The 13,346-nt window shown below is 47.9% G+C and carries 14 protein-coding genes and 1 riboswitch; of the genes, 10 read left to right on the top strand and 4 right to left on the bottom strand.

Annotated features, from left to right (window positions below):
• Positions 1 to 2: 2 nt before the first annotated feature.
• The 7 genes from ACO0LE_RS10660 (at position 3) to ACO0LE_RS10630 (ending at position 4,850) form a co-directional block, all read left to right on the top strand.
• Positions 3 to 536, top strand: coding sequence for an RDD family protein (locus ACO0LE_RS10660; protein WP_422960350.1), 534 nt, complete (start codon positions 3 to 5; stop codon positions 534 to 536).
• Positions 537 to 620: 84 nt separating this feature from the next.
• Positions 621 to 1,289, top strand: coding sequence for a TetR/AcrR family transcriptional regulator (locus ACO0LE_RS10655; protein ID WP_422960349.1), 669 nt, complete (start codon positions 621 to 623; stop codon positions 1,287 to 1,289).
• A gap of 4 nt (positions 1,290 to 1,293) precedes the next feature.
• Complete coding sequence (locus ACO0LE_RS10650; protein ID WP_422960467.1) at positions 1,294 to 1,875, top strand: TIGR00730 family Rossman fold protein; 582 nt, start codon at positions 1,294 to 1,296, stop codon at positions 1,873 to 1,875.
• Between the two features lie 107 nt (positions 1,876 to 1,982).
• Positions 1,983 to 2,192: a DUF3460 family protein gene (locus tag ACO0LE_RS10645; protein WP_422960348.1), complete on the top strand. Its 210-nt coding sequence runs from the start codon at positions 1,983 to 1,985 to the stop codon at positions 2,190 to 2,192.
• A gap of 15 nt (positions 2,193 to 2,207) precedes the next feature.
• A complete protein-coding gene (locus tag ACO0LE_RS10640; protein WP_422960347.1) occupies positions 2,208 to 3,065 on the top strand; it encodes a segregation and condensation protein A in 858 nt (285 codons plus the stop codon).
• A 52-nt stretch (positions 3,066 to 3,117) separates the two neighbouring features.
• Positions 3,118 to 3,957 carry a pantoate--beta-alanine ligase gene (gene panC / locus ACO0LE_RS10635; RefSeq protein ID WP_422960346.1) on the top strand — a complete coding sequence of 280 codons (840 nt, stop codon included), beginning with the start codon at positions 3,118 to 3,120 and terminating at the stop codon, positions 3,955 to 3,957.
• Positions 3,957 to 4,850 carry a cobalamin-binding protein gene (locus tag ACO0LE_RS10630; RefSeq protein ID WP_422960345.1) on the top strand — a complete coding sequence of 298 codons (894 nt, stop codon included), beginning with the start codon at positions 3,957 to 3,959 and terminating at the stop codon, positions 4,848 to 4,850. Before panC ends, ACO0LE_RS10630 begins: the two co-directional genes overlap by 1 nt.
• A 95-nt stretch (positions 4,851 to 4,945) precedes the next feature.
• On the opposite strand, the gene ACO0LE_RS10625 is transcribed toward ACO0LE_RS10630, so the two are convergent.
• Positions 4,946 to 5,767, bottom strand: a complete 822-nt coding sequence (locus ACO0LE_RS10625) for a zinc-dependent peptidase (protein WP_422960344.1) — start codon at positions 5,765 to 5,767, stop codon at positions 4,946 to 4,948.
• 266 nt (positions 5,768 to 6,033) lie between these two features.
• Here ACO0LE_RS10625 and rarD point away from each other — a divergent pair, with 266 nt between their 5' ends.
• The gene (gene rarD, locus ACO0LE_RS10620; RefSeq protein ID WP_422960343.1) at positions 6,034 to 6,912 is read left to right on the top strand and encodes an EamA family transporter RarD; all 879 of its coding nucleotides are present in this window, start codon (positions 6,034 to 6,036) and stop codon (positions 6,910 to 6,912) included.
• Positions 6,913 to 7,019: 107 nt separating this feature from the next.
• Positions 7,020 to 7,139: riboswitch (TPP riboswitch) on the top strand.
• A gap of 47 nt (positions 7,140 to 7,186) precedes the next feature.
• Positions 7,187 to 9,316, top strand: a complete 2,130-nt coding sequence (locus ACO0LE_RS10615) for a TonB-dependent siderophore receptor (RefSeq protein ID WP_422960342.1) — start codon at positions 7,187 to 7,189, stop codon at positions 9,314 to 9,316.
• A 34-nt stretch (positions 9,317 to 9,350) separates the two neighbouring features.
• Here the strand turns inward: ACO0LE_RS10615 and ACO0LE_RS10610 are convergent, their stop codons facing one another.
• The 3 genes from ACO0LE_RS10610 to pnuC all read right to left on the bottom strand — a co-directional run bounded on the left by ACO0LE_RS10610 (position 9,351) and on the right by pnuC (position 11,474).
• Positions 9,351 to 10,238: an AraC family transcriptional regulator gene (locus ACO0LE_RS10610; protein WP_422960341.1), complete on the bottom strand. Its 888-nt coding sequence runs from the start codon at positions 10,236 to 10,238 to the stop codon at positions 9,351 to 9,353.
• A gap of 116 nt (positions 10,239 to 10,354) precedes the next feature.
• Positions 10,355 to 10,891, bottom strand: coding sequence for an AAA family ATPase (locus ACO0LE_RS10605; RefSeq protein WP_422960340.1), 537 nt, complete (start codon positions 10,889 to 10,891; stop codon positions 10,355 to 10,357).
• Entirely contained in the window at positions 10,884 to 11,474 is a 591-nt protein-coding gene (gene pnuC, locus ACO0LE_RS10600) for a nicotinamide riboside transporter PnuC (protein WP_422960339.1), read from the bottom strand. The genes ACO0LE_RS10605 and pnuC overlap by 8 nt, the downstream gene beginning before the upstream one ends.
• Positions 11,475 to 11,732: 258 nt before the next feature.
• Here pnuC and ACO0LE_RS10595 point away from each other — a divergent pair, with 258 nt between their 5' ends.
• Positions 11,733 to 12,755, top strand: a complete 1,023-nt coding sequence (locus ACO0LE_RS10595) for a hypothetical protein (RefSeq protein WP_422960338.1) — start codon at positions 11,733 to 11,735, stop codon at positions 12,753 to 12,755.
• The last annotated feature ends 591 nt before the right edge of the window (positions 12,756 to 13,346 follow it).

The following is a 13,346-nucleotide window of genomic DNA, read 5'->3' as shown; positions in this document are numbered from 1 at the left end:
AAGTGGTTCAGCAAAATTTTACCGCTGCCACCGCAGCCCCAGCACTGCGTCGTCGCCTCATCTGCATGGTATATGAGGCGATGCTGCTGTTTGGCGTAGTGTTTGTAGCGGGGATGATCTTTGACGTCTGGACTCAAAGCAGACATGCACTGACACTGCGACATGCTCGGGAAACTTGGCTGTTTTTTGTTCTGGGTGTGTATTTTGTGTTTTTCTGGTCAAGAAGCGGCCAGACTCTGGCCATGAAAACCTGGAGCATCAAAGTCATTGACGATACAAGGCCTAAGTTACCGGTGACAAAAGCAATCGTGCGCTATTGCTTGGCATGGATGTGGTTTTTACCTGGTTTAGCTATTGCCTATCAACTTGAACTGAAAGCCTGGTACGCTGTTACTGCAGTCACAATCAACGTGATTCTATGGTCGCTAACAACCAGACTCGATAAAGACGGGCAATTTCTGCATGACAAGCTTGCAAAAACACGCCTGGTTCATGTAGAAGTCAAATTGAGCACCGACACCCGACAGGCTAATTAATTCCCCATAGAGAAATCTGACGCATTTTTTTGTGCTTTGCTGGTTCAATGTTATTCTATTAAAAAATAATTTTAGAGAGTCGGCATGCAACACAAAGCTCCTCGTCGCACCCGGGAACGCATCCTGGATTTATCGCTGCGCTTATTCAATGAATTTGGCGAGCCCAATATCACCACGACAGTCATTGCTGAAGAGATGAATATCTCTCCGGGAAATTTATATTATCACTTCCGCAATAAAGACGACATTGTCAACTCGATTTTCGTCCAGTTTGAAGAAGAAATTAATAAGAAACTCGCCTTCCCCGAAGGACGCAAAGCCAATATTCAGGATATCTGGACCTATTTGCACCTGACGTTTGAACTCGTCTGGCGCTACCGTTTTTTCTATCGTGATCTGAATGATCTGCTATCAAGAAATCGAAAATTAGAGTTAAATTTCAAACAAATTCTGACGCATAAAATCAAGGTGGCGACTGAACTTTGTTACGGTTTACGTGCGGACGGTGAGTTTGAAGCTGGCGACATAGAAATTGATGCTCTCGCTACGAATATGGTGGTAGTTGCGACCTATTGGCTATCTTACGAATACGTACGCAATCCCCGCAAATATACGGAATTACAGACCATGTCTGAGTCACTGGCACGTGGATGCTATCAAGTCATCGTACTGATCAGCCCCTATCTGCGCGGTGAAACCAAAAGCGTTTTTGAAAAACTTTCGCAAGAATATCTGAAAAAAATTAATGCCTAGATCGATCCAGTCTTTATGCATTTATTGCGGCTCATCTGCCGGGATGGCGGATGAGTATGCAAAAGGGGCAAAGCAATTAGCCGCGGCGATGGTGGCTCGTAACATTGCACTGGTCTATGGTGGCGGCAATGTCGGTTTAATGGGTATCATTGCAGATGAAGTGCTACGTCTGGGCGGCATCGTTACTGGAGTGATTCCGCAAGCCCTGATGGACAAGGAAGTCGGGCATACCGGGTTGAGCCAATTGCATATTGTCAGAAATATGCATGAGCGCAAAGCGATGATGGCGGAACTGTCCGATGGTTTTATCGCCATGCCCGGTGGCATCGGAACTCTCGAAGAGCTTTTTGAAATGTTCACCTGGTCACAGTTGGGCTTCCATGAAAAACCGCTAGGCCTGCTAAATATCCATGGGTTCTACGACAGCTTAGTCGATTTTTTGCAGCACACCGTACATGCCGGCTTTTTAAAGCAAGAACATCTCGCTCTGCTGCACAATGAGGCTGATCCGTTGACATTGCTGGACGCACTCCAGCAAGCACGCCCTCCGCATTTAACAAAATGGATCAAACAAGACGATCTTTAATGCATCAGTAAGAATCACCGCTTATTCCAACGCCACAAACAAAATTCGCCCTGATTACAGGGTAAAATGCGGTTTTGATTATTCATTTACCTGCTGATCGCGACATCATGAAGTTTTCCAAACAATTTTCGCTCTACGAATCCGAAGCTACGCAATTCATCAAAAGCTTGAAGCAAGCGAATCCTGCTTTAGAGCAGAGCCAGCGTGATGGCCGCGCCCTGCTATGGGATAAAGCACCGACAGACCTGGATACGCAGCAACGCAGCAAAGAATCGCGCGTAGAGCAACAAGCTTACGTCTACCAAAACAAGGGCTAAAAAGCCCGACATGCTGTGACAGCAAGCGCCACATTACCTGCAACCGATTTACCTCTCGTAGGCAACAATGACAGCACGCCCAATGTCGTTGACGGCCTCGCGTTTGCTAAATTGTATGGCGAACCACTGTTTAAGCTGCCCAACGATCTGTATATCCCGCCCGATGCGCTTGAGATTTTTTTAGAGGCCTTCGAAGGGCCGCTGGATTTATTGCTGTATTTAATACGCAAACAAAATTTCAACATTCTCGATATTCCGATGGCGCAAGTCACACTGCAATATCTGGAATACGTAGAACAAATCCGCAAACATAATCTGGAACTGGCAGCAGAATATCTGTTGATGGCGGCAATGCTGATCGAGATCAAATCCCGCATGCTGCTGCCAAGTACCAAGAGTCAGCAAGGTGAAGAGGCCGAAGATCCGCGTGCAGAGTTGGTAAGGCGCCTGCTTGAATACGAACAAATGAAACTAGCCGCCTATGATCTGAATGCGGTGCCTCAGCTAGGTCGTGACTTTTTGCATGCGCAAGTATTTATTGAGCAAAATACCGTGCTGCACTGGCCGCATGTGGAAGTCGCCGATCTGCAAGCTGCCTGGGCTGACGTACTCAAACGGGCGACGCTGGTTGCCCATCATAAAATCAGCCGTGAAGAACTATCCGTGCGCGAGCACATGACGGGAATTTTACGTAAACTCCAGTCAGCCAAATTTGTTGAGTTTTCAGAATTATTTGATCCTGCAAAAGGTGCACCGGTATTGGTTGTCAACTTTGTTGCGCTTCTCGAATTGGCGAAAGAAACCCTGATCGAAATCACGCAAGCTGAAGCATTTGCGCCAATTTATGTCCGTCTATCGTATTCTCCCGCCTAATCAGCACGGGTAAGAATCCAGACATCTCACACCTCATACACATCTTCATCCAATGAAAATTATCTCCTCCATTGAAGAATTGCGCGACCAGTTGCGCGGCCAATTACGTACTGCTTTCGTTCCTACGATGGGCAATTTGCACGAAGGTCATTTGTCACTGATGCGCCTGGCGAAGAAACATGGTGATCCGGTTGTTGCATCCATTTTTGTAAATCGTTTGCAATTTGGTCCAAACGAAGATTTTGATAAATATCCTAGAACATTTCAAGCTGACGTAGAAAAGCTGGAAAAAGAAGGTGCCTATGTTTTATTCGCGCCTACTGAAAGAGATTTGTATCCAGAGCCGCAAGAATATCGCGTGCGTCCGCCAGACGACTTGGGCAATATTCTTGAGGGCGAATTCCGTCCGGGCTTTTTTACCGGTGTCACCACGGTCGTTCTGAAACTATTTTCTTGTGTACAGCCGCGTGTTGCCGTTTTCGGTAAAAAAGATTATCAGCAATTGATGATCATCCGCAATATGGCGAAGCAATTTGCATTGCCGACAGAAATCATCGCCGCCGAAACCTGGCGTGCCGAAGATGGCCTCGCACTATCTTCACGCAATGGTTACCTATCAGAATCAGAACGTGCCGAAGCACCGATTTTGTATCAAACGCTAAACGAGGTTGCTCAGGAAATCCGCGCGGGTCACCTGGATATTTTTGAACTAGAAAAACAAGCGATGGCAAAACTGGCGAATCGCCACTGGAAACCTGATTACATCTCTGTGCGTAAACGTGCCGACTTACAACCCCCATCTGCAGGTGACATTGCACAAAAAGTCGAATTAGTCGTCGTAGCCGCCGCTAAACTGGGCAACACGCGCTTAATTGATAATCTGGAAGTCTGATGTCCGGAGCAAACTGGAGCCTCTGCAAAATCGCTGCATTTACAGTATTGCTGACCGCACAGCTCAGCCATGCCGCAGTAAGTGTAACGGATGATGCTCAACGCAAAGTTACGCTGAACAAACCAGCTCAGCGCATCATCAGTCTGGCACCACACACAACAGAATTACTATTTGAGGCAGGTGCAGGCGCATTAATAGTCGGCGTCAGTGACTACAGCGACTATCCGGAGGCAGCAAAAAAAATCGCGCCTATCGGCAATGTATTTGCACTCGATCTGGAACGTATCATTGCCTTAAAGCCTGACCTGATCGTGATATGGGGCACTGGCAACGCAAAGACGCTAGCAAATAAACTACGTGACACTGCCATACCGGTATTTGAAAGCGAACCACACCAATATGAAGATATCGCCAGCTCGATAGAACGCCTGGCAATCCTGACAGGTAATGCAGAAACCGGAAAAATCGCAGCAGAAAAATTTAGGAATAGGCTGGAAAAACTACGTCAAACTTATCTGCTCACGGACAAACAAAAACCCGTCAGTGTGTTTTACCAGATCGCCCGAAAGCCACTAATGACACTCAATGATCAGCACATGGTATCGGCAGCAATTCGCTTATGCGGCGGACAAAATATTTTTGGCTCACTCAAAGAAATCAGTCCCACCGTTACCGCTGAGGCTGTACTGGTTGCGAATCCAGATGTCATCATTACCGGCAGTGGCGACAAGCAGGATGTGTTTGCAGACTGGCGTCAATTTAGCAATATGACCGCCATCAAGAAGGATCATTTATTTACAGTCGAAGGCGACTGGCTGAATCGCTCAGGTCCGCGCATTCTGGATGGCACCGAAATGCTCTGCAAACATCTGGCGACGGCCCGAGCAAAATAAATTTCTGCTGCAAGCTCTCTGCTCACCAGCACTCCTTTTAAGTGAACAGCGTGCAAAGCGGAGATATGCAGCCACACTATCTCCATCACAATTACTTAACTCCAGTCCCGCGGATCAACCTGATAATACGCCCTGAACTGTTCAAATAAAGCCGTATGCCGACGTGCCATGGCCCAAGGCTTTTCAAAAAATGTTTCCGTAACGACCGCAAAAAATTCGGCTGGATTAGTTGCACCATAGGGATCTATCACCGTATCCTCACCCAACGCAAGAGCCTGCTGTAAAGCAGCAAATTCTTCAGACAAAATTCTTGACCATCGCTGATATTTAGCCTTGCTGCCCAGAGCAGGAGCCCCATTCGTTACCCCTGTCTCGCTATCGAGCTGATGTGCAAATTCATGCAGTACGACATCGTGACCTTCGGCCTGCTCACCTCCGCGACGCTGCACATGATCCCACGCCACAATCACGCGTCCGTCGCTCCACGACTCTCCCGATAAGCTTTGGTGAGCATGGGTGACTACTCCACCCATACCCGTCTCGAGTCGGGGGACTACAAACGGACTCGGGTAGACCAGCACTGTTTTTAACGCCGGATAGACTGCGGTAGTGCGATTAAGAAGCAGCATGCACGCCCTGCCCGCTATCGTAACTTTAATCTCGTCCGATATTTGCAAGCCATCACAGGCAATAAATTTTTTCTGATACAAAAATTGCTTAATCAGTCGCTTCAATTGCAATTGGATATCAGCCGGCATGCGCGAATACACCGGGATATTTTTACGTAAAATCTTCGCGTAATGGGATGGAAATGGCTGCTGTATTGCACGCTTTAACAAATACGCAGGCAAATATACTGCGGCTAATATGGCAATAGCCAACAACGCCAGGAAAAGGATTAAAGGTAAGGCATTCATAACGGGACTCCTGATAGCGCAGTGCCATAAAGGATGCGGCAGCAGCGATTCACCAACATAGTGATTTCTAACTACCTTCCAATTTGGGACAAAGCGAGTAAACGCAAGGGTAGACCGCTGAATTGGCTGAGTTCAGGACACACTCCCCGAATTGCTGCGATAATGTCAACTCTTCGGCGTCATCGCAATTGTCCAAAGAATTGGATACTGCAGCGCTCTGCCTTCTGGTTTTCGACACTGCAATCTCTTCTTTTGATCGTACATTCATGCGCAAAGGCATACTCTTAGCAGCATCCGCTTATATCGTCTGGGGCTTATTTCCGGTTTATTTCAAATCGTTACATGGCGTTCCAGCAATGGAAATCCTGTTGCACCGGATGCTATGGTCTTTAGTATTTCTCGTCACGGTACTGGCAATTCGCAAACAATGGTCATGGCTCAACAATTTATTGAGCCAGCCAAAACTGATTGCAGGATTTGCGGCAAGTGCATTGCTGCTCTCCGTGAACTGGCTTATCTACATATGGGCAATCAATAACGACAGAGTCGTCGATGCCAGCCTCGGGTATTTCATGACACCTTTAGTGAATGTCTTACTCGGCTTTGTACTGCTGCGTGAGCGGCTTCGTATAGGTCAATGGGCCGCCGTTGCACTCGCTGCCTGCGGCGTCATCTGGCTGACGGTGCAGGCAGGACATCCACCGGTTATCGGTTTGTCTCTGGCAATCAGTTTTGGTATTTATGGCTTATTGCGCAAGACCGCTGCGCTAGGTGCGCTAGAGGGATTATCTCTGGAAACTTTTATTCTATTTCCGTTTGCATTTGCTTACCTTAGCTACCTGACCCTGCAAGGGCATAACGCTTTTATCAGTGGTACAACAAGCACTCAATCCTTATTACTAGCCGCAGGACCAATTACGGCGATTCCTCTCCTGATGTTTGCTGCTGGTGCACGCCGCATACCGATGGCAACTCTGGGTTTATTACAGTACATCGCGCCGTCAATTCAATTGGTGCTCGGCGTCTATCTTTATCATGAACCGTTCAGCGGCGACAGATTAATTGGCTTTATTGCGATCTGGACTGCCTTGGTCGTGTATTCCATCGAAGGATTACGTCATACCTTCAAACGACAACCCGCCTGACAGCCGCCTGCTATCTGGATTGCACGTCTCAAAGTGCGCAAAAAACTGGAATCAGCATACTGGCCGGTGCCTGAATCCGGCGACTATCTGGATTCGTAGTAAAATGGTGACCTCGCTAGGGGTCCTGCTTGACGACAATGACATGCTCAGATCGTCTCTTGCAGGTGAGAAATACCCTTGAACCTGATCTGGATAATGCCAGCGTAGGGAAGCGCAAAGTCTCCTTCCGTCTCTTTGTTTGCTCCTGCGCTGACTTCGCAAAAAAGAGCAAACTATGCAAAAATTAACATCACCTTCCCTGCGCCTGACACTAATTGCATCAGCAATAGCGCAGACCTGTATCGCTATACCCTCAGCCTATGCGCAAAGCAACGACAAAGTACTGCCTGAGGTCGTTATCAGCGCCAATAAACAGTTGAAAGAAAAACCGCTTACCAACACGGTTGCAGGATTTGTCGATGCACCGCTGCAGGACACACCAGTCTCCGTTACCGTATTCTCTCAGCAGCAAATCCAAGACTTACGCATCCGCAGCAGCACAGATGCAATGAAGTTTGATGCGAGTGTCAATGATGCGTATAACGCTGTTGGTTATGCAGAGCAATTTTCGATCCGAGGCTTTGCTCTTGATAACACCAGCAGCTACCGTAAAGACGGGCTGGCGATCCCGGGTGATGCCTCGATTCCGCTAGAAAATAAAGAGCGCATCGAAATTCTTAAAGGTTTAGCGGGTTTCCAGGCAGGCTTCGCTACGCCAGGTGGCATTATTAATTACGTCATAAAGCGCCCTACTATGACGCCATTACATTCAGTCACCGTCGAGGCTAGTGAACGCGGTACCTTATATGGCACAGTGGATCTGGGTGGTCAGTCGGACGACGGACAATTTGGTTACCGCATCAATGCCGCTGCAGAAAAAATCCGCTCTTACGTCAAAGGTGCAGATGGTGATCGTCAATTCATCTCAGGTGCATTTGACTGGCACATCACATCTAAAGCGCTGCTTCAACTCGATCTCGACTACCAGCGCAAATCGCAACTCACAGTTCCTGGCTATCAGCTGTTTAACGGCACCGACCTACCGCGCGGGATTAATCCCGATACGATGCTCAACGACCAGCCCTGGGCAAAACCCGTATTTTCACGGAGCAGCAATATCGGCTTGCGTTTTGAGTATCAGTTCAATGACGACTGGCGTGCGAGCTTTTCTGCGAACCGTCATGATTTCAAACGTGATGACTACACCGCATTTCCGTATGGCTGCTCGGCTGCCAACCTCTACCCTGGCTATTGCGCAAACGGTGACTATGATGTGTACGACTACCAGAGCGTGAATGAATCAAAATCACCGGTTGCCACACAAGCGATACTGAACGGTAAATTGACGACCGGCGCTGTACTGCATCATCTTGCCCTGGGTTTTTCAAGCTTCCAGAGACGCGATCGCTTTGGTGATTACGTCTATGACTATGCAGGTGCCAGCAATGTATTTCATTCCGTCGTCGTACCGCCGTCTAGCCATGTGACCGGGCCGGTATCGGTGCGCAGAACGGATAAAGAATGGTCCTTATTTGCGCAAGACATTATTGATATCAACGATGCGTGGAAGCTCCATGCAGGCCTGCGTCACGTCGCAATCCAGCGTCACCAGGCTGACAATCCCGGCTATGATCGCAGCTATGAGTTACCGAGTCTGGCATTGGTATTTAAACCGCAATCCACGATTAGTATCTACGGATCCTTTAGCGAGGGTTTGGAACATGGCGGCATCGCTCCATTTGGCACAGTCAATGAAAACCAGATGTTGAATCCGGCTACATCTAAACAAGTCGAAGTCGGTATCAAAGCCGATCTGACCCGTGATTTCAGCATCAGCGCAGCAGCCTTCCGCATCAAGAAACCACTCGAATACACTAACACCGGCAATGTTTATGTGAGCAATGGCACCGCCTTACACAAGGGACTGGAATTAACTCTCCAGGCTCGTCTGATACCGGCATTATCATCCGGCGTCAGCCTCACGGCGCTCGATGCGCGTCAATCCGGTACTGGCATCAGCGGTCTTGACGATCAACGTGTCACCAATGTCCCCGCACTAAAGTCTGTTGTATACCTCGATTATATGGTCGCTGATTTACCCGGACTGAGTGTGAACGGAAGCTGGAATTACGCAGGAAATAAAGCATTTCAGCCGGATAACAGCGTGATGGTGCCAGGATATAGCGTATTCAATCTGGGGGTACGCTACAACACCCGAGTAGCCGGTGTTATCACGACCTTACGCTTTAACGTTGATAACGTGACTGATAAATTCTACTGGCGCGATGTCACCCAATCATTGGGTGGCTATCTGTTCCCGGGTGCGCCTAGAGTAGTCAAAGTATCTGCTCAATTTGATTTCTGATCAATGTCACCTCCCCGTTCAATGCGCTCATGCTCTATTGAATGGGGAGGAAAACATCAATGATCGCTTCATGTTCGGGCACATCAGGGAAAAATTTGACGCGTTGAACATAAAGGGGAAAATCTCTTAACTCCTCTCCGCTCTGAGGTAGCCATTCTGCATAAATGAACCGGATCGTCTGCTCAAGATTATCATCAGAACCAACATGCCGTAATACAGCGCAGCGACCGCCCGGTATCGTCTTGTTCACAATACCAAACTCATTATCTTCGGCAATCTCATATTTCACTGCGGCACACAGATCGAGTCGGTAATCGGCGGGATGCGTCTGGTGTGGATCTGAATAAAAAATATTGAATGTCGCACTCACGCCAGGTGGTAAGCGATGCAGCCTGCGCCAGTCTATAAACTGCCGTATAGAATGGCTAATACGATCTGGTGCGCCATGATGTTCCAGTACCGCGATTTTGATTGGCGCTACATCGAGAATCTGGACGCGCTCTATAATATGTTCGGGTTGCATATGCTTGATCCTTATAGTGTGAACTGCTTGATAGCTTAAGTACCAGGAAGTCCACAGCGGATCGTTTTTAAATGCAGAGGGCGATTGCCCCAGCATCTTTCTAAAAGCGCGAGAAAAAGCCTCCGGCCCCTCATATCCACACGCCAGAGCCAGATCGATAATACGTCCGTGATCCCGGAAAGCCAGCGTATGAGTAGCGCGTTTCAGACGAACCAGCTGCACATATTTATGTACGCTGATGCCAAATATTTCTGAAAATTGTCTGTGAAAATGATATTGAGAAAATACAGCAACCGCACTCAATATTTCGACGGACAAATCTTCATCCAGATGCTGATCAATGTAATCAAACACCTGACGAAATCGCGATAAGTATTTTGTGTTAGCAGCTCTGTTCATCACGTTCATCAATATGTACTCCCTGATGATCAGAAGATTACTGTCCTTCTCTACTAAAGACCTGACCAAACTTGCTGAGTTGATCGCTGCTGTATGAGACCATCCATCTCAACCGACTAGCTCAATAAAAAAGACAGGGCAAAATCTACCTGCTCTACTCTATCCGGCAAGCTACCGGTGACCATCAAAAAGGGAATTTCCCGCTCATCCAGCAAATCCAGCAATTGCTCGTGTATCTGCTGACGCACAGCAGGTGACTCGCGTTGCAAGCCATCTGGTGTCCATGGAAAATCAGGCGCCGTGACCACGATAAAATCATAATCATGCTGCTTTTCGAGGATATCCAATTCTGCATCTACCCTGCCGAAATAATGACGACTATACAGCGCCGTCATGAGCGGAGACGTATCGCAAAACAACCAGTCTTTTGCCTCTGCGAATAACGCCAGCTCACGCTCAACCTGAGTACGCGCAATCAGGATTTGCTCTGCCTCTGTCGGCACGCGCTGATGGGTATCGACAAACTCACGCAGGTATTCGGGTACCCAAACACTTTGATAGCGTCTTGCTAGCGCGTCTGCCAACAAAGATTTACCTGAAGACTCTGCTCCAAGAATCGCCATACGGTGCACGGTTCCAGTTGATTCAGACATCGCTTTTACTCCAGGCACGCAGGCCTATGATCGCCATCAGAACAAAAATGACATACAAAATAGCCGTCAGCATCAATCCTTTATAGACATACAGGCCGACGTATAAAACATCAACAATAATCCAAACATGCCAGTTCTCCCATTTTTTACGAGAGAGTAAAAGCTGTCCCAGCAAACTACCCGCCGTCAAAAAACCATCGGCATACGCTACATCCGTGTCCGTATAATTTTTTAAAAATACCGACAACACGACAAATCCTGCCAGCCAGCCGGTGACAGATACAGTTCGCTGTGCTGTTGTCAATCGCGAAACCTGCAGCACGCTGCTGTCTGCATCGCCTTTCTGCAACCATTGCGCCCATCCCCAGACCGACACCAGAACAAATACCAGTTGCAAGCTCATATCGCCATACAGCTTGGCATCAAAAAATATAATGCCGTACAAAGCTGAGGAGACAATGGAAAAGAGCCATGCCCAGTGGATTTGCCGGATATTTAGTGCAACGGTCAGTACTGCGAGGATAAAAGAAATCAGCTCCAGGAGCGTCGTACTGAAGCCGAGTAAATGGATAGGATCGTTCATAAAAACATACCGGTAAAAAGCCTTTTGTAGCGAGATCAGCATTATCACTGATCACGATCCCTCTGTCACAACGGGATCGTGCTGACGTCATGCCAGCAATCAACTCAAGAAACAGATTCCATAAACAAGTTCAATAAGCAGGTTCAGTAAGCAGATTCAATAAGCAATCCGTATTTGTCTTTATAGCGTGCGCTACCGTACCGTAAGCACGGTGAACTGCGCGCACACTTGAGTTCATCTCATGATGAAAGATGAAAAATGAAACTACGCTATCCAATCGCGGCAACGGTGCTATTGCTCGCAGCCATAGCCAGCCCACAAGCGCAGATCAATATAGGCCTTGGCATGCCTGGTATCTCTATCGGCATCAATATGCAGTCTTACCCAGATCTGGTGCAGATACCCGGGTATCCTGTCTATTACGCACCGCAGGCCAATGCAAATTACTTCTTTTATGACGGGCTGTATTGGGTACTTCAAGGTAACGACTGGTACACAAGTAGCTGGTACGACGGCCCATGGCAATTGGTCTCTCCAGGCAACGTCCCACTCTATATGCTACGCGTACCAGTTCGTTATTACCGTCAGCCACCACGCTATTTTCTGGGTTGGCAACCCGAGGCACCACCACGTTGGGGAGAGCATTGGGGAAATAATTGGCTTACACAACGCAGAGGATGGGATAAATGGAATCATCAATCCCATCCTAAAGCGGCTCCATTGCCAAGTTATCAGCAACAATATTCTGGAAATCGCTATCCGGGCACGATCGATCAGCAAAAACAGATTCAGTCAGAAAATTATCGACACCGCCCAACGGAAACCATCAGTAAACAAATCATTCGTACAAATAATAATGATGATAAAAATAGCGATAAAAATCGCTATCAGGAACCAGTGATGCCTGCCCGTAATACGCAGGGACAGCACCAGAATCAGCAAAGAATAGACAATAATAATTCGCATCCCGAATTACCTAAACAAATTCCTGGTCAACCCAAAGCCATGCCTGGCCAGCAAATTCACATTCCTGAACAACAAAGACCTAGTCCGAATACGGCACTGCCGGAAATGCCAAGACAAGTTCCCGGGCAGCCAAGAGCAATGCCTCAACCAGGTCCCGGACAAACGCCACAAAACACGCAGGCTCAACACCCGCAACTCGAACAGCGCGCTGCAGAACGCGATGTCAGAGCGCCCTCAACCGAGCATGGCAAAGAGAATAGACCTGAGTCACCAGAACGAGGACGAGATAAGAAGAATGAAGAACGGGCAAACTAAAGAAGATTAGTGATACCGTCAACAGTCAGTGCGTCTTTAAAACCATCATTTGATAGCTTGCCTCTGGCGCGAGGCAGGTGATAGATGGTAAATAGTAGATGACTGCGATTTGCTGCGAATACCTTAAGACGACATCAAATCAGAGCGCATCGGTCGTATTTACTACAACTCGTAAACCGTAACTTCTTCGATCTCAGCTTTTGGAAATACTATTCACAAGGCTAAATTTTTGTAGCTCTACCACCATTTTATTAACCGCTTGTTGCAGGCAGGATCGGTAAGCAACAAGGCCCGCTCTGGCAGCATCTTTGACGCAGTCGTTTTCTACTTTATGCTTTTGTGATTCAGTCAAAAACGCTAAATCTACCGCCGATTTGTCTACACTGGCATCGCGCAACTGATCGTCAACACACCGGTTGAATGCACCTGGATCTTTGGAATTTTCTGACGCAATACAGGATAACCCGGTAATCCCCCCATTTTTAGCGCGAGCTATGAGTAGAGGCTATGCGGCAAGTGCGAGTTTCTGTTTCGGGGTGATGCCGCCGATGCCCGTGTTGGGCCGGTCGTGATTGTAAGTCCATAACCAGC

Origin of the sequence: Undibacterium sp. Xuan67W (assembly GCF_049340165.1) — a bacterium.
Classification (GTDB): Bacteria; Pseudomonadota; Gammaproteobacteria; order Burkholderiales; family Burkholderiaceae_D; genus Undibacterium.
This window is presented reverse-complemented; position numbering and strand designations above follow the sequence as displayed.

Excerpts from the sequence above, each read along its gene's own strand:
- ACO0LE_RS10605 (WP_422960340.1), bottom strand. The coding sequence starts at position 10,891 with ATGTCTGAATCAACTGGAACCGTGCACCGTATGGCGATTCTTGGAGCA.
- ACO0LE_RS10645 (WP_422960348.1), top strand. The coding sequence starts at position 1,983 with ATGAAGTTTTCCAAACAATTTTCGCTCTACGAATCCGAAGCTACGCAA.
- ACO0LE_RS10625 (WP_422960344.1), bottom strand. The coding sequence starts at position 5,767 with ATGAATGCCTTACCTTTAATCCTTTTCCTGGCGTTGTTGGCTATTGCC.
- ACO0LE_RS10655 (WP_422960349.1), top strand. The coding sequence starts at position 621 with ATGCAACACAAAGCTCCTCGTCGCACCCGGGAACGCATCCTGGATTTA.
- pnuC (WP_422960339.1), bottom strand. The coding sequence starts at position 11,474 with ATGAACGATCCTATCCATTTACTCGGCTTCAGTACGACGCTCCTGGAG.
- ACO0LE_RS10630 (WP_422960345.1), top strand. The coding sequence starts at position 3,957 with ATGTCCGGAGCAAACTGGAGCCTCTGCAAAATCGCTGCATTTACAGTA.
- rarD (WP_422960343.1), top strand. The coding sequence starts at position 6,034 with ATGCGCAAAGGCATACTCTTAGCAGCATCCGCTTATATCGTCTGGGGC.
- panC (WP_422960346.1), top strand. The coding sequence starts at position 3,118 with ATGAAAATTATCTCCTCCATTGAAGAATTGCGCGACCAGTTGCGCGGC.
- ACO0LE_RS10615 (WP_422960342.1), top strand. The coding sequence starts at position 7,187 with ATGCAAAAATTAACATCACCTTCCCTGCGCCTGACACTAATTGCATCA.
- ACO0LE_RS10610 (WP_422960341.1), bottom strand. The coding sequence starts at position 10,238 with ATGAACAGAGCTGCTAACACAAAATACTTATCGCGATTTCGTCAGGTG.
- ACO0LE_RS10595 (WP_422960338.1), top strand. The coding sequence starts at position 11,733 with ATGAAACTACGCTATCCAATCGCGGCAACGGTGCTATTGCTCGCAGCC.